We start from the raw sequence: 15,711 nt of genomic DNA on the forward strand, positions 1-15,711 counted from the left end.
CGTGCCTTTCATTTATAAAAGCGGCAAAACGGAGTGATCATGACATGGCGTAAGGTACCTGTAAAGATCTTTATTAGCGGCAGGAAAACCGCGTTCTGTGATCATTAAGCGGTGTACGCACAGCTGTGGCGCGATGACCTGCCAGACGACCCGATCGCGGATGCGCCGCATGTGGGGATCGGCCCGCGCATCCCGACCGTCAGCGGCCTGGTGCAATTGATCGCGGCCGCGACCGAGGTGGAGCCGGGCCGCGTCGACCAGTTGCCTGCCGAGAGCTGATTGACGTACGGTCACGGCCGACGCACTGCGGCACATCCACCTGGGCGCCCGGATGGACGAGGGCGTAGTGCGCTGGAGCGCCGATACCGAGCAGAAGAACCTGGAGCTGAGGTTGGCGCAGGTCACGATGGGCGACCGTCGCCCCTTGCGGGCACGTGGTTTTCGGTCTGGGCGTTCGGGATGAGTCGGGGGTCAGTACTGGCAGAGACCGTTGATTGAGTGATCTGTGTTCGCCTGTGCGGGCAGATCCATGGTCACTCTGTGTGGTCGCCAGCGGCGTAACGGCTCCAAGGGCTGCCAGCCGCCGCCGCGTGGCGTGTAGTGGCTTGAAAGGTGTAGCCGAGCATCTCGGCGACCCGCGCTCGAGCCGAAGGTGTGGGGCACCGAGACCTCCACCACCGCCGAGGCCGTCCCGCTGCACGACCCCATCACCCGTACCCAGCGCGCGGATGAGACGCTGTTCGCCTGGGGCACCGCCGATCCGCCGATGGGCGCCCGCTACCGGCTGGAATGGCGCTTCCGCGCCCGGCCCGGCGAGACGGACGCAGCGCCGAGCCTGCGCACCAGCAGCGACCGGATGAAGGCCGCCGGGATCGTCCAGGCCGGAGATGCCATCCTGGCCGCCGTCGCCGAGCCCTTCGACCTACCCGAGCAGGCCGAGGCGGCCAGCGAGGTGATCGACGCACTGTTCGCCGCTCTGCAACGGGTCCGCGAACACCACGTGTTCGGCAAGGGCATGGGCCTGGCCGCGCCGCAGGTCGGCATCGGCCGGGCCGCCGCCATCGTCATCCCGCCCGACCCCGACGCCGACCCGGTCGTGCTGCTCAACCCCCGCATCACCGACGCCTGCGCCGAGACCGACGAGCAGTACGAGGGATGCCTGTCCTTCTTCGACGTGCGCGGCATGGCCCCCCGCCCGCTCACCCTGGAGGTCGAGCACACCACCCTGGACGGGCAGAGAAAGATCACCGCGTTCCCGTACGGGCTGGCCCGCCTGGTCGCCCACGAGATCGACCACCTCGCCGGCCGGCTGTACACCAGCCGCATGCGAAAGGGCGTCACGCCCATCCCGGTGGAGGAGTATCGCGGCATTGGCCAGCCCTGGAGACGCCCCTGACGACGAACGAAAGCGGCGCGCGGCCGGGCCGCAACCCGCGATCGAAGACCTCCCGCAGCTTCAGAAAACCTCGTTTTCTGAAGATCTTGAAAACGGGCTGCCGGAGGCCTCCCAAGCCTTCAAAAACTCCTTCAACAACCCGGGCGGTTCAACAACCTCCGAACACCGTTTGTTGAGAGAATGGCCGGCGTGACCGACGCCCTGCAGCTCCCCGCCGACCCGCTGGCCGCCTTCCCCGCCCACCGCAGCGAGATCCGCATCGGCTACGCCCGCGTCTCCACCGCCGGGCAGAACCTCGAGCGCCAGCTGGACGCGCTCAAGACGGCGGGCTGCCGGCGCGTGTTCGCCGACAAGAAGTCCGGCAAGACCGCCGACCGGCCCGAGCTCGCCGCCTGCCACGCCTTCCTGACCGAGGGCGACACCCTCGTCGTCCCGAGCCTGGATCGCTACGGCCGCTCCCTGGCCGACCTCATCACCATGGCCGGCGAGCTGCGCAAGCGCGAGATCGGCTTCACCTCGCTGCACGAGAACCTCGACACCACCACCCCCGGCGGCCGGCTCATCTTCCACGTCTTCGCCGCCCTGGCCGAGTTCATCCGCGAACTCATCGTCGCCGGCACCCGCGACGGCCTGGCCGCCGCCAGGGCCCGCGGCCGCACCGGCGGACGCCCCACCGTCATCACCCCCGAACTCCTGCGCGCCGCCCGCGACATGCTGCCCAACCCCGCCAACTCGATCACCTCGATCGCCAAGCTGCTCGGCGTCTCCCCGGGCACCCTGTACAACCACATCCCCGACCTGCAACAGCTCCGCACCGGCAGGACCGCAGGTGCTCACGAACTCCCCGCCTCGCAGACAACCTCATGATCGCCTGGCTGGGGCCCGCCGACTTCCCCGAGCACCGTCGCGACGCGCTCCTGCACCGGCTGGCCTGGGTGGCCGACACCGACGAGCCCGCGGCCCTGGCAGCGCTGGCCTCCGCCAGGGCCGCTCAGCCCTGCCGCCTCATCACCGGATCCGTCGCGCTCACCCCTCCGATCGCCGTGCTCGGCGACGACGGCCGCTACCACCTGCGTCATGGCACGCGATACCTTTGCGCTCGAGCGTGGCGAGGACGGAAGAAGCCGCCGCCCCCAGCTCTGCCGCACGAGCAATGGTGCAAGTGGTGGAGCGCGGACGGACACCACTATCGGGTCAACCCGCCCACCGGCACCCGGCCAGAGGAGGGCCACCCGGGAAGCGGGTCGGTACGCTGGGCGGTGCTCGCCCTCGACTCCGAGCTCGCCCTCGACTCCGAGACCGACCCCGCGCTCGTCAGGCGACGCGAGCGCTGCCCGGTCGACCAAGACAGCGCACGGTGGCCTCCGTTCCAGGGGCCGGTCCTCGGCCCGATCATCAGAGCGCTGATCGCGGCCCTGGGCCCGGCCTGCCACACATGCCACAGCACGCTCGGTGTGTTCGTCGACCACGACCCCGCCAGCTTCCAGGTCCGCGGCCTGCTATGCCGGCACTGCAACACCTGGCTGGAGACCTGCCCCCACCCCACCGGCTGCGCCTGGGGCGACTACCTCAACGACCCGCCGGCCGCTCACCTCGGCCTGACCTACCCGCGAGCTGCGATCAGCCGCAAACCCCGGCGATCCGGCGCGTGAGGCGCTCGGCATCGGCCTCCGGTCCGCTCCTCCCCGGAGGCCTATCGGTCCTGGAGAGCGGCCCGGCGGCGGATCGCGTCGATCGCCCGCCGCCGGGCCGTGGCCATCAGCCAGCCGGCCGGATTGGCCGGACAGGCGTGCGGCCACGACACCAGCGCCTCGGCCACCGCCTCCTGGGCCGCGTCCTCGGCCAGCCCGAAATCGCCGGTGAAGCGGGTCAGCGCGGCGACGATCCGGGCCGACTCGATCCGCCAGACGGCCTCAACGTCGGCTCTGCCCATCAGATCCGGCCGTCGTTCTCGCCGCCCTGCGGGACCTCGTCGGCCTCGGCCACCCGCCGTACCTCGATCTTGGACCCGCGGACCGCCGGGACCCGCTTGGCCCACTCGACCGCCTCCTGCTTCGTGGCGACATCGAGCAGGAAGTAGCCACCGAACAGTTCCCTGGTCTCACCGTAGGGCCCGTCCGTGACCACCGGCGCCTCGCCTGCGAAGTCAACCACGACGCCCTGACCCGGATCGTCCAGCCCTTCGGCCGCGACGAGGACCCCAGCCTTCATCATGTCCTCGATGAACCGGCCGGTCGCGGCCATCGCCTCGTCGATCGAAGCCATCATGGCCGCGTTCGTCTCATCGGCGCCCCGCATGATCAGCATGTACTTCGACATCGTGTTCTCCTCGTCCGGCGGGGCCGCCCCTCGGCCCTCACTCCCTCACGTCGAACGAGCGGCCCGCCGATCGACACGACCCCGGAGAAATCTCTCACAGCGACATCGCAACGGCTAATCACCGATCGATCACCTTCGCGCCGGACTCCACCATGCCCGCCTCCACTTGCCTGATGTGCCTTAACGACCTTCATACGATTGACCAGCAGGTTCGCTTAACAACCCCAGATAACGATCGCGCCGACCTCCGCCTGCCGGTCGTCACCGGCTGGGGACCATCCCCGCGCGGGGATGGTCCATCCCCTCTGGAGATCTAGACACCTGGACGTCTGTGCTCCCCGCGCACGCGGGGATGGTCCCTCCGGCGGCCTGTCGGGGACAGCGTTCGACTTGTGCTCCCCGCGCACGCGGGGATGGTCCTGCTGCTGCTCCTCATCGACAAGACGCTCACGGGTGCTCCCCGCGCACGCGGGGATGGTCCCGAGGTCTTGAAGATCGGCGTGGCCGCGCACAAGTGCTCCCCGCGCACGCGGGGATGGTCCCGAAACGATGGTGTCGTGGTATGGAGGTGGTGGGTGCTCCCCGCGCACGCGGGGATGGTCCCCCCATTCGGGCATCTAGACCTCTGGACGTCTGTGCTCCCCGCGCACGCGGGGATGGTCCCGACATGTTCGCCGCCGACCAGGTCGAGGCGGTGTGCTCCCCGCGCACGCGGGGATGGTCCCGATCACGGCCTGCGTGCACCACGGCGCGATCTGTGCTCCCCGCGCACGCGGGGATGGTCCCGGCCGCTACCGAGAAGCCCTCGTTCACTCGCGGTGCTCCCCGCGCACGCGGGGATGGTCCCGGGTGACCCCTCGCGGGTCATGGTGCCCCGCCGTGCTCCCCGCGCACGCGGGGATGGTCCCGGGTCGAGCACGGTTCCATCCGGCGGGCAGACGTGCTCCCCGCGCACGCGGGGATGGTCCCTGGTGCTGGTCTTCTTCGCCCCGCCGGACGCCGTGCTCCCCGCGCACGCGGGGATGGTCCCCTCATCGCGTACGCCGAGACCAAGCAGTCGGAGTGCTCCCCGCGCACGCGGGGATGGTCCCAGTGTGTCGGCACGGTCCTGTGCCTCCCGCTCGTGCTCCCCGCGCACGCGGGGATGGTCCTTGATGCCGGACGGCGGGAGCGTCGCCATTACGGTGCTCCCCGCACACGCGGGGATGGTCCCGTGCCGGGGATCAGGGTGGTGTTCATGGTTCTGTGCTCCCCGCGCACGCGGGGAGGGTCCCTGGAGTGATCAGCCGGTGAGACGTTGCCCCGTGTGCTCCCCGCGCACGCGGGGATGGTCCTCCGGCTCGGGTCCGCCTCGCTCGGCAAGGGGCGTGCTCCCCGCGCACGCGGGGATGGTCCCTCGGAACCGGAATGCCTTAGCCTTCTCAATCTGTGCTCCCCGCGCACGCGGGGATGCTCCCTGCACCGCCCGCGTAAAGGACCGCCCGCTGCTGTGCTCCCCGCGCACGCGGGGATGGTCCCTTCGCGTGGAACGAGTTCGGGCTCGACGTCACGTGCTCTCCGCGCACGCGGGGATGGTCCCCACGTCATGGAGATCAAGCACGACGACGGCCTATGCTCCCCGCGCACGCGGGGATGGTCCCGTCCTCCTATGGGTTCCCAAGGCAAGCCCGTGGTGCTCCCCGCGCACGTGGGGATGGTCCCCACCGCGCCGACAGGGAAGCCGCAGACATCCTGTGCTCCCCGCGCACGCGGGGATGTGCTAGCGGACACGCCGTTCTCCAGTTGAGCGGCCAGATTTCTCCTGGCTGATGGCCATCAAAATTCCTGGCGTGGCCACTGGGAATCCCGGTGGGTGGCCAGGTCGATCTCCGGGTGGGCGGTCAGGTCAGCGGGATCACTCCACGCCCGGACAGAGCCTCGGCCAGGCGATGGGAGTCGCCGCTGGTCTCCACCAGGTGGGCGTGGTGCATCAGCCGGTCGACGGTCGCGGTGGCGAGCGTCTTGGGCATGATGGTGTCGAAACCCGACGGGTGGATGTTGCTGGTGACCACGACCGAGCGGCGCTCGTAGGCGGCATCGATAACGCGGTAGAACGCCTCGGAGGTCTCGTGGCCGACCGGCAGCAACCCGATATCATCGATAACGATGACGTCGCTGCGGCAGATGCGGCCGATGGCGCGCGAGACCGATCCGTCGATCTTGGCCCGGCCGACCGTGGCACTGAGAGACTCCAGAGTGAACCAGGCCACCCGCAGGTCTTTTTCGATCGCCAGATGCGACAGTGCCTCAGCGAAGTGGGACTTGCCGGTGCCGGACGGTCCGGCGATCACCAGGTTCTCCGCGCGGCTGACCCATTCCAGCGTCATCAGCGCGTTCTGGGTGGCCTCGTTGATCGTGGAGCCCTCGCGCCGCCAGGAGGAAAAGGTCTTGCCGGAGGGAAAGCCCGCGCTCTTGCGCCGGTTGCGGCGGGTCGCCTGGTCGCGGCCGACGACCTCCTCATTGAGCAGGACGCGCACGACTTCGGCTGGGTCCCAGCGTTGCGCGCGGGCGGTCGCCAGCACCTCGGGCGCCGCTTTGCGGGCGTAAGGAAAACGCATCCGGCGAAACAGGGCCTCCAACTCGGCCGGGACCGGTGGGGCCGCAGGAAGGGTGACACTCACGAGTGATCTCCTTTGACGCTGTTGGTGTTACTGAAGGCAGCCCAGGAAGCGGTGCCGGGCTGGACCGAGTGAGCCTCGTCGACACGGGTGTTTTCACCGGCGTGCTCATGCAACGCGAGGTGGTCGCAGATGGAGGCCAGATCGGCTTCGGCGAACCGGCCGTTGATCGCGGCCAGGCCGAGCGCCTCATCCACCCGGGCCGCGCCCAGCAGACTGGCCAGCTCGACCGCGCGGGCCATTTTGGTGCGGATCCGCACCACTCCGGTGGCGGCGGCCTCGATCAGCCACGCCTGCGCACCCGGCCCGATCGCCAGGAACGCTTCTTCGGCCTTGGTCCGCGGGCGAGGCCGGGGCGCTTTGGGGCCGTTGCCGCCCTCGTGCTCGGGATAGTGGGCATCGACGATCCGCGGCCGGCCCGGAACCGACAGCCGATGCCGCCACAGTTCCCTCAGACCGTGCTGACCGTGCTGCTCATCGGTGCCGGAGCGGCCGACGATGACCAACTCGTCGCCGTGGACGCGGCACCAGACCGTCTGTCCCTCGTGGCCGGGCGGCACCGAGTAGCGCACATCGCCCCAGCGGACGGTCCGGTCGTCGCAGACCAGGCGCTCGGCGCCGAGCGCGAGCACGTAGGGATCGGCGGGCAGCACGTGCAGGCGAGCGCGTTCCTCGGCCAGCATCTCGATCGGCGGCCGGTGTGTCTCGCGATGGCGGCGGCCGTTGATGTGCTCACTCCAGGCAGCACACGCGGTCTCCAACTCGGTGAAACTCCCATAGGCGGCGCGGAGGTTGGCGTGGGTGGGCACCAGGTCCGCCTTGGCGATCTTCACCGTTGCCTCCACCCCGCCCTTGGACTCGGGATCGAACGGCTCGCAGGTAGTCACCACGCACCCGTAATGCCGCCCCAGCTCGACGATCTGCGGGTGGCGCACCGCGATGCGGGCGATGTGCTCGATCGTGACCGTCTTGGGGTTGTCGGTCAGCAGATACGTCGGCGCCCCGCCCAGCCGCCGCAGCGCCGCGTCCAGGCACGACGTCAACGTGGCCAGCGTCTGATCCCAGGCGGGGATCACCACCCGAAACCGCGACCAGGCCAGCCAGGCACAAAACAGCTGCGTGCGGCGCTCACCGATCCGCGGGCCCTCGCCCCAGTCCCACTGCAGCCACATCCCCGGCTCAGGCACCCAGGGCCGGTAGACGCGCCGCCGTCCGGCCTTCCAGGCCGCCTTGATCTCGGCGACCGCCCGCCGCGTGGTCCGCTCGGACCCGGCGAATCCCATCGCGACCAGGTCTTTGTGCACCACGTCCGCGCGGATCTTCCCTTTCGACCGGTCGACCTTCTCCTCGATCTTCGCCAGGAACGCGTCGATCGCCTTAGGTCGCGGCGCCGGCTGGTGCGGGTTGCCGCCCGCCGCGCGGATCGCGATATACCGGCGCACCGTCTTGGGGTCACACCCCGCCAGTTGCGCCGCCGACCAGGCGCACCCGGTCAGGTCGTAAGCCTCGTAAATCTCCATCAGCTCCATGCCAGACTTCGTCACGGGCCCCCTCCGCGGGTCTGGGGTGCAAGGTCTCGACAACCCGCAACCCAAGCCCCCGCGGAGGGGAACCCAAGCTGTGACACACGGACAAGATCAGGAGATCGGCCTGGCCATTGACCAAGACTTTTGGTGGCCGCCCACCAGGAACCGGTGTCCGTCAGCCGCGACTTTTCTGTCCGCCGATCAAGAGTTCCACGTGACCGCTCTCAGGATGGTCCCTGTCTCAACAGGTCTACGGGCACGGGATCGCCGTGCTCCCCGCTCACGCGGGGATGGTCCCGTCGCCCACCCTGCCGGGGTGTCCACTCGCTTGTGCTCCCCGCGCACGCGGGGATGGTCCCCAGTTGAGCTTGGCATAGAGGGGCGCACCGGCCGCCAGCCACGAACAAGCCGGGGTAAGCGGAGGCGACGGTGCCGCCCTCGCGCAGGCGCCGAAGCCCCCTCGTCTTCTGCTCACGGCCAGAGCGCAGCGCACTGAGCTGCCGGACGCCGCCACCAATTACCGTCAACCTGCGTAGTCGACGACACTGCTGTTACTACGCTGACCCGGTGACCGACCAAACACTGTCCGCAGACGCGCACACCACCGCTCTTGATCTTGACGTCTTCCTCGCTGCCAAGTGGGCCAACCCTGAGTCGTTTCCCGCCGGCGAGTTCGCCCGAGCCGAAGCGTTCTGGCAGGCGCGCCGCGCGGAGGACCCGCGGCTCCTGCGGATCCGTGCCGAAGCAGCCCGGCTCGTCGAGTCCTGGACGGGCCACACCCCACGCGATGTCGGCTCTTTCGGCATTCAGCTCAACCTGGAGTCCAGCGACCTGGACCTGGGTATCGGCTACCCCGTCGCCGAGCGGGACGAGCTGATGGCGGCGCTCGCCCCGCACGCCGCGTTCAAAGGTGAACGCTTCACCAGTTTCACCACCACCCGGCTGGTGTTCTCCTTTGACGTCGATGGTGTCGACATCGACCTGTCGGCGCTCACCGAGGAAGACTTCACGGTCGCCTGCCGCATGCTCGACGAAATCGATGCCGGCATGAGCCGGGAGGAACGCGTCGCCCACACCTGGGTGAAGCACCTGCTGCGCGGCTCTGGCCGCACCGGCGACTACGCGACGTGGAAACTCGTCACGTACGCTCGCCACTGCCCCGAGTTCAACTGGGTACCGATCCCTGAGCCTTCCGCCGGTTAGGTTCCGCACGGGTCAGCAGCGTTGATCAGCTCCCAGCCTGTTGAGGCCGCCCACCGCTGGTGCTCGTAGACGAGCCGGTCGGCGGCCTGGCCCGGCAGCGCCGCCACCACCGCGGGGACGGTGGTGGCCATGCGGTCGCGCAGCCGGTCGAACTCGGCGTCGAGCAGGGCGTCGAGCAGGGCGGTGAGCGGCGCCCCCTGCGACGGGTCAACACACCCATCCACCAGGTTGATCATGCCGGTGAGGATGGTGAACGCGGCGTCCTTGATGACGACCCGGGCCGCCCGGACCTGCCGGCGCGGCTCACCGTCCAACACCTTTTCCAGGGATTTCAGCGTGTAGTCGATCGCGAAATTGCGGTCCACCCACAGCTGCGCCCGCTCGGAGCACACGCCGATCCGCGAATCGGCGAACGCCGCGTCGACGCGGCCCATCGACGGGCGCACCTGCCCGGCCAGGCCCGCCGCCTGCACCTGCCGGGTGTAGGCGGCGCCGATCAAACACTCCATCGACACCAGCATGTATGACACGCCGGTGTAAAACGGCCGGCCGGTGCTGTGCTCGGCGATGAATCCCGGGTCTCGGACACCGTCGACGATCTGTTCGGCGCTCAGGTGCGGCAGCGGGCGCAGCAGCAGATCAGTGCGGCCTAGGAAGGCGTGCGTGGCACGCAACTCCTCAACCGTCATCAGCTGGTCGAACGTGATGTAGGTGAAGCGGGTCGGTGTGCCCAGCGCCGACAGGGTACGGATGCCCAGCGCGTTCTGCTCCGCAGTGGTGTCCTTGTTGAAACGTTCCAGAATGGACGTCACCCCGGATTCCACACCGAACAGGCAGCGGCGCAGCCCGTCACGGACGAGGGTCCGCCACATGTGGGCCCGCTCCACATGCCAGCCGGTGTCGTACCCGGGGTGGGCGACCTGGTCGATACGGCACGACGTCTCCCACCGGAAACCGGCTTTCGTGATTTCCGCGGCGACAGCCAGGGCTCGCGGCACCGCGTCGTCGCCGCGCCCGATGGCCTCCTCGTCGACCAGGTACAGGGTGCGGGAAATCCCGGGGTGGCGGTTGAACTCCTCGTCGAGGGCGGCCAGCATCCACTGCAGCTGCTCCGGGGCTCCCCCCGCCCAGGTGCCTTTGTGGCCTCTCGGGCAGAACGAGCATTTACTGGTGCAGCCTCTCGTGGTTTCCAGCTGTGCCACCCCTTGGTGGGCGAACGTGTCCTGCATCAAGTCCAGTTCGGGGAAGAAGTCGTCGGCGTCCCGGTTCGGGACGACCGCGGTGCGGCGGCGGGCCAGCGTGAAAGCGCCGCCGCGGGCCGCCCCCACGTACCCGATGCCGTGGATCTGATCACGTTCGAGGTCGCCGTGCCAGTGGGCGATGACGTCACGGATGGTCGGCTCGCCGGCGCCGCGGGCGATGAGCAGCTGCGGGTAACGTTCCAGCAGCAGCGCTTCGTTGCGGACCGTCAAGCTGCCGCCGGCGAGGATCAGCGGCACGTCGTCTTGGACCGCGTCGAGCAGGCGGGTCATCAAATCGTGCTGGCCGAACGTCGCCGACACTCCGAGGATGTCGGGCCGCTGGGCGCGGACGGCTCCGATGATGTCGTCGAGGGTGGCGCCGAGCTGCATGTCCATCAGGTTCACGTGCCCCGACAGGGTGGAGCGGGCCGCCCTCGCCAGGTCGGAGATCGCCAGCGGGAAACGCGGCAGCGGAAAGCACTCGGGCCGGTACAGGGCGGCGAGGAGGATTCGCGGCCGGGTCAGCCGGGCCACCGCGGCGCCCGTCAGGTCGGCGCGGCTGACCCAGCCCCCGGGGGTGTGCAGCCGCAGGTGCTGCGCGGCCCAGCCGGGCCAGGCGCGGGTTTCGTGCGGCTGCCCGGACAGGTCGGCCAGCAGCCATGTGCCGGGCCGGCCGGTGGTGGCGGCCAGCAGCCGCCGCTCCAACGTTCCGGCGAGCACGACGTCGTGGCCAGGCAGCAGCCCGGCCACGACGTCACGCAACCTGTTCGGCTGGGAGTAGGGGACTTCCCGGATCGTCTGCTGCTGGGCGGCGGTCAGCGGGGTGAGCCTGAGCCGGCCGATGGCGTCCAGCAGCAGGTTCAGGCTGGCGGCGGTGGGGGGCATGCGAACCTCCGTGCATAGAAGAAGAAGGGCATGACGAACTCGCCTCGTGGCGCCGCGAAGCGGCGCCACGAGGGTGTGAGACGAGCGGTGTTAGAGAGTGCTGGCGGGCACGGCGAGGGTCGCGGTCATCGCCGCGTGGTCACTGAGCCCCGTGGTGCGCGGCTCGTGCACGTAACGGCAGTCGACGACTGCGGCCACGGGCGAGCTGAAAATATGGTCGAAGCGGTAGCCTTCGCCGCTGCGGCGCCCGTACCAGGAGTGGTCGAGCCCGTCGGGGTGGCAGTGGCGGAAAGCGTCGCCGTACCCGGCGGCGGCGAATGCGGCGTAAAACTCGTACTCCCAGGTGCCGAACACGGTGTGGTGCGGCCGGTGGCCCCGTTCGACGACGTTCAGGTCTCCGGCGATGACGACAGGGCCTGTCACGGCGAGTTCACCAGCCATGTCGGGCAGCAACTCCACCACCGCGTTCTGAAACGCGCGTTTGTCGACGTTGCGGCGTTCTCGGGGGCCGCGGGACGGCACGTACAGGCCGACCACGCCGACGGTGAGCCCGTCGTCGAGGTGGATGCGGACAGCGGCGCACCGGTGCGGCAGGTGACCGGGTCGCACCTCGGGGACCGGTTCCTGCTTGCCGATGCGGGAGGCGACCACAGTCAGGTAGTCGGAGCCGCCGTCGGCCAGGTGCACGGAGAACCCCCGCTCGCTCAACTCCTGAGCGATGCTGTGGCCGCCCGGCGTCACCTCGGTCAGCACAACCACGTCGGCGTCCTGCCCCGCCAACCAGTCAGCTTGCCGCCGCGACCGGGACGGGCTGGCGTGCTGCACGTTGAGCGTCAGCACCCGCACCTGGCCTGGCAGCACACCGTGCTGCGCCTCCGGCGGCGAGAAACTCAGCTGCTGGTGGCCGGCCCCGCCCATCAGGCGCTTCCCCCGGTTTCGTCGAGGAAAACCTCGCCTTGTTCGTCCAGGCGGGCCTGTACCCGCCCCATGATCGCGCGGGCTTGGGCGATCAGTTCTGGGTGCGGGGGGTCGCTCAGCGCGGACAGGTTCATCGCCACCTGCTCCGGTGTGGTGAAACCCACCAGCACCGCCGCTTGCTCGTACCGGCCCAAACACGCCCACAAAGCGACCCGGATCAGGTCTTTGCGGTTCCAGCCGACCACGCCGTGAAGTTCCTTCAACCCTCCGTTGATGACCTCGATCGCCGCGGGGGTGAACCACCGCTTCCGGGAGCGGTGATCCCCCGCCCCGAACAGCGGCAGGGCAGTCGGGTCGTAGACGCCGGTGAGCAGGCCCTGCGCCAACGGCTTGTTGATCAGCACGCCGACGTTGTGCCGCTCCGCGAACGCGAAGATCCCTTCCGAGCGGGCGGCAGGTGACAGCAAGTGGTCGCGGACCGCGAGCACGTCCGGGCGAACCACGTCGAACACCGCCTGGAACCGGGCGATCTTGTCGCCGCGCTGGTCCGCAGCCACAGTAAGACGATCACGCGCGAACCGGTGCGGCCCACGCATACCAACCGCCCGGATCAGCCCCTCCCGGGTGAACGCCCGCATCGCCTCGACCGCGGGCTCCAACCACCGGTCACCGGCCCCGAACTCCGAATGATGCAGGAAATACACGTCGACGTGGTCGGTGCGCAGGTTGTCCAGGGTTTGTTCCAGCTGGCGGCGCATGTGCCGCGGGTCGAACCCATGCTGGGCGGTGCCTGCGAAGTAGCCGACCTTGGACACCAGCACGATCTCGTCGCGCGGCACCCGCGCCACCAGGTCACCCAGCAGCCTTTCAGACCGGCCCAACCCGTACACGTCAGCGGTGTCGAACAGGCGGGCGCCGCCCTGCCAGGCGGTTTCCAGGCCAGCGGCGGCAGCCGCTGCGGAACTACCGGTGGACCACCCCATCGGTAGACCCAGGTTTTCCGCTGGGCCGCCGATCCCCCAGCAGCCGACCCCGACCGCGGGCACGGTGATACCGCACCGGCCCAACGTCCGACGCGACGACGAAACAGCAGACGATGTCATGACGCTTCCCTTCGAGCAGATGATTTCAGCGGCGCCTGGTAGTAGCGAATGTCTTCCCGAGCGGTCAGGCCTGCCGCGCGCAGGTCTGCCAGCAGGTCACGCTGGGCGGCCGGAACCACGGCGCGGGCCACCACGGCGTCATGGCGGATGCCGGCAGCCAACGTCGCCGCGATCAACGGCTGCGCCACCGCCGCCCGATCCTCGCCGGGCCGCACGAGCACGTCGGCCAGCAACGCCTCCGCGGGCTCCCCCGGCGATGCGTGAATGAGCGGGTACACCAGGGCGGCCGCCCGCAACTCCCCGACGGCGCCGTCCACGCCGAGCAGCCCGTCAGCGACGAACCGTTCGTCGCTCCCCCACCGCCAGTACGTGTTCTCCGCCACGACACCCCCATGGCCGGGGTTGACCGCCCGGTACAGGCGGCCCAGCGCGGCCGCGTCAGACACCCCCACCGGCCGCACCCGCACCCCGCCGACTGGCGGGTGGGCGGGTGGTGCGAGCGGCCCTTTCAGCAGCACCGCCGACGAGTGCGGAACCCATCCGGCGCGTTCGTACAGGGCGCACCCGTGCTCGCGGGACGCCGGGATTTCCGCGGTGAGCGCCACCACCCCATGCCCGGGCAGATAATCCGTCACGTACTGCAGCAGCAGGGTGCCCAGCCCCCGCCGCTGCCATTCGGGGGCGACCACAGGCCCCCACAGGCGGGCCGGTGCGCCGGGCGCCGCGGAATGCCGCACCGCCGCCGCGGCGGCCAGGCCGCCGCTCGCCGTCCGCGACACGAACAGCATCGTCGGCAGCGCCTTCCCCGGCGGGCGGAGCCGTGACCGCACCAGCGCGGCCGTCACCGGCCGCTGATCCGGCCAGCCCCGCATCGCCGCGTACCCGAGGCCGGCGAGCTCATCGTCCAGGACGGTACCGGGCCGGTACACGGAAATGTTGACCGGCTGCATCACCGCTCCTCTCTCGGCAGGGCGGCGACCACGCCGACACACACGCTGCCCCGCCCCGCCCAAAACGCCGGATGCGCCGCCAACGTCAGCGTCGGCGCCGCCGCCCGAGTGAACACCCGCACCTGCTTGAACTGCGCGCGGAACGCGTCAGCGACCTGCCCAGCCGTCTTGTACGGGGCGGGCCGGGACGGCGTCTGCCACCGCTCCCGGGCGAGCCGCACCCGCTCCGCCGGCGGGGCGGGCCACGTCGCGGCAGCTAACGCCTGCACCGCCCGGCTGGGTTTGTCGAACTCCAGCTGGCCGCCCGGACCCGCCAGCCGGGTCGTGTACAGCAGCACACCGTCGCCGGCCAGCAGCTCCGCCCACCGGGCGAGCAGCGCGTCTCGCGCGGCCGTGCCAGGCAGCAGCGACAACAACCCGTCAGTGACGATCACATCGAATGGTCCGGACAGGCCGACCAGCCCGGGGGCGTGTGACCGGGCGGTGACAACGTCCGCCCCCGCCCAGTCGGCCCACGCGTCGATGAGACGCAGCGGCGTAGGGCAGGCGTCCGCGACAGTGACCTCCGCGCGGGGCAGCAACCCGGTCAGCAGCTGCGGCATCGTCTCGTCCGACGAGCCGCACACCAGCACCCTGGCGGGGGTTCGCCCGGCGAGACCCTGCTGGTAGAAGTCGAGGTGCCAGCGCGGGTTGCTTTTCACTCCGGCCTGGCGGAACGGCCGCCACGTCGCGTGGTAGCAGAAACACGACCGGCTGCAGCTGCGGCGCGCCATTGACCAGGCGTCCACCACGGTAAGAGGTGCTGTTCGCATCCCGGTCACTGTCCTTCCCGGGCGGTCCACGCGACGAAATGCAGCAGCCGGGCGACCCGCCGGTACGGGTCGCGGCGCCCCGCCTCCCATTCGGCGTCGAGCACCAGGTCGAAGTTCTCCCCCACGGGGGCGTCGCCCAGATGGTCGGTGAACACCCGCACCCCGTACCAGGCGGTGGTGGCCGCGCCCGCCTCCGCCAGCATCGTTGCGACAGCGGCGGCGCTGTGGGCGCGGCTGGTCACCCCCAGGTTGCCCAGCTGCGGGCCGCCACGCAGCGCGGTGAGCGTGTCAGCCCACCGGCCTTCCAGCCCGGGCCGCATGGCCAGCGCGTCCTGGTTTTTCGTCATCAACGACACCAAGCCGCCCGGCCGGGCCGCCCCCGCCAAGTGCCGGACAAACCGATCAGGGTCAGCGACGTACATGAGCACGCCGTGGCACAGCACCACGTCGAAGCCGCCGCCGACCACGTCTTCGGCGTGTTCGCCGTCCCCTTCGACGAGACGAACCCGGTCCCGCACTTCGCCGGGTTCGGCGGCGATCCGGGCAGCGGCGCGTTCCAGCATTGCCGGGTCCGGGTCGAGCACCGTCACCAGGTGGCCGACGCGGGCAAGCTGCGCGGCCTGGTGGCCATCGCCGCCGCCGACGTCCAACACCCGCTGCTGCCCGTCAGGCAGGTGGGTGCGCAACGCCCGAGCCACCAG

15 protein-coding genes, 2 pseudogenes and 1 CRISPR repeat array are annotated in these 15,711 nt (G+C 70.0%); of the genes and pseudogenes, 6 read left to right on the top strand and 11 right to left on the bottom strand.

The features are described 5' to 3' along the window. Positions 1-111 precede the first annotated feature (111 nt). The 5 genes from ACFQVD_RS12690 (at position 112) to ACFQVD_RS12710 (ending at position 3,048) form a co-directional block, all read left to right on the top strand. Positions 112-279, top strand: coding sequence for a hypothetical protein (locus tag ACFQVD_RS12690; protein ID WP_343978170.1), 168 nt, complete (start codon positions 112-114; stop codon positions 277-279). 373 nt (positions 280-652) lie between these two features. Then, positions 653-1,396: a peptide deformylase gene (locus tag ACFQVD_RS12695; RefSeq protein WP_343978173.1), complete on the top strand. Its 744-nt coding sequence runs from the start codon at positions 653-655 to the stop codon at positions 1,394-1,396. After that, entirely contained in the window at positions 1,371-1,589 is a 219-nt protein-coding gene (locus ACFQVD_RS12700) for a hypothetical protein (protein ID WP_343978176.1), read from the top strand. Before ACFQVD_RS12695 ends, ACFQVD_RS12700 begins: the two co-directional genes overlap by 26 nt. Then, positions 1,586-2,263, top strand: a complete 678-nt coding sequence (locus ACFQVD_RS12705) for a recombinase family protein (protein ID WP_343978179.1) — start codon at positions 1,586-1,588, stop codon at positions 2,261-2,263. Before ACFQVD_RS12700 ends, ACFQVD_RS12705 begins: the two co-directional genes overlap by 4 nt. Then, a complete protein-coding gene (locus tag ACFQVD_RS12710; RefSeq protein ID WP_386271158.1) occupies positions 2,260-3,048 on the top strand; it encodes an endonuclease domain-containing protein in 789 nt (262 codons plus the stop codon). Before ACFQVD_RS12705 ends, ACFQVD_RS12710 begins: the two co-directional genes overlap by 4 nt. 44 nt (positions 3,049-3,092) lie before the next feature. Here ACFQVD_RS12710 and ACFQVD_RS12715 read toward each other — a convergent pair. The 4 genes and pseudogenes from ACFQVD_RS12715 to istA all read right to left on the bottom strand — a co-directional run. Beyond that, positions 3,093-3,329 (bottom strand): annotated as a pseudogene (locus ACFQVD_RS12715) (sigma factor); the annotation flags it as partial. After that, a complete protein-coding gene (locus ACFQVD_RS12720) occupies positions 3,329-3,715 on the bottom strand; it encodes a YciI family protein (protein WP_343978184.1) in 387 nt (128 codons plus the stop codon). The gene ACFQVD_RS12720 and the pseudogene ACFQVD_RS12715, both read right to left, overlap by 1 nt. Before the next feature lie 331 nt (positions 3,716-4,046). Then, positions 4,047-5,476: a CRISPR direct-repeat array (repeat unit 28 nt; unit sequence GTGCTCCCCGCGCACGCGGGGATGGTCC). Between the two features lie 119 nt (positions 5,477-5,595). After that, entirely contained in the window at positions 5,596-6,375 is a 780-nt protein-coding gene (gene istB / locus ACFQVD_RS12725; protein WP_364159275.1) for an IS21-like element helper ATPase IstB, read from the bottom strand. After that, positions 6,372-7,901: an IS21 family transposase gene (istA, locus tag ACFQVD_RS12730; protein WP_386274280.1), complete on the bottom strand. Its 1,530-nt coding sequence runs from the start codon at positions 7,899-7,901 to the stop codon at positions 6,372-6,374. Before istA ends, istB begins: the two co-directional genes overlap by 4 nt. A gap of 564 nt (positions 7,902-8,465) precedes the next feature. On the opposite strand from istA, the gene ACFQVD_RS12735 reads away from it, so the two are divergent. Then, entirely contained in the window at positions 8,466-9,101 is a 636-nt protein-coding gene (locus ACFQVD_RS12735) for a hypothetical protein (protein ID WP_343961070.1), read from the top strand. Here ACFQVD_RS12735 and ACFQVD_RS12740 read toward each other — a convergent pair. From ACFQVD_RS12740 to ACFQVD_RS12770, 7 genes and pseudogenes are all read right to left on the bottom strand, one after another. Next, positions 9,098-11,227, bottom strand: coding sequence for a B12-binding domain-containing radical SAM protein (locus ACFQVD_RS12740; RefSeq protein ID WP_386271161.1), 2,130 nt, complete (start codon positions 11,225-11,227; stop codon positions 9,098-9,100). The genes ACFQVD_RS12735 and ACFQVD_RS12740 overlap by 4 nt on opposite strands. 90 nt (positions 11,228-11,317) lie before the next feature. Then, the gene (locus ACFQVD_RS12745; protein ID WP_343961067.1) at positions 11,318-12,145 is read right to left on the bottom strand and encodes an endonuclease/exonuclease/phosphatase family protein; all 828 of its coding nucleotides are present in this window, start codon (positions 12,143-12,145) and stop codon (positions 11,318-11,320) included. Further along, positions 12,145-13,248, bottom strand: coding sequence for an aldo/keto reductase (locus tag ACFQVD_RS12750; protein WP_343961065.1), 1,104 nt, complete (start codon positions 13,246-13,248; stop codon positions 12,145-12,147). The genes ACFQVD_RS12745 and ACFQVD_RS12750 overlap by 1 nt, the downstream gene beginning before the upstream one ends. Continuing rightward, a complete protein-coding gene (locus ACFQVD_RS12755) occupies positions 13,245-14,198 on the bottom strand; it encodes a GNAT family N-acetyltransferase (protein WP_343961063.1) in 954 nt (317 codons plus the stop codon). Before ACFQVD_RS12755 ends, ACFQVD_RS12750 begins: the two co-directional genes overlap by 4 nt. Beyond that, positions 14,198-15,010 carry a hypothetical protein gene (locus ACFQVD_RS12760; RefSeq protein WP_343961061.1) on the bottom strand — a complete coding sequence of 271 codons (813 nt, stop codon included), beginning with the start codon at positions 15,008-15,010 and terminating at the stop codon, positions 14,198-14,200. The genes ACFQVD_RS12755 and ACFQVD_RS12760 overlap by 1 nt, the downstream gene beginning before the upstream one ends. A gap of 5 nt (positions 15,011-15,015) precedes the next feature. Next, on the bottom strand, positions 15,016-15,357 hold the full coding sequence (locus ACFQVD_RS12765) for a hypothetical protein (protein ID WP_343961059.1): 342 nt from the start codon (positions 15,355-15,357) through the stop codon (positions 15,016-15,018). Between the two features lie 9 nt (positions 15,358-15,366). Continuing rightward, positions 15,367-15,708: pseudogene (locus ACFQVD_RS12770) on the bottom strand (class I SAM-dependent methyltransferase); the annotation flags it as partial. Positions 15,709-15,711: the final 3 nt, after the last annotated feature.

This window comes from Streptosporangium amethystogenes subsp. fukuiense, assembly GCF_042665875.1.
GTDB lineage: Bacteria > Actinomycetota > Actinomycetes > Streptosporangiales > Streptosporangiaceae > Streptosporangium > Streptosporangium fukuiense.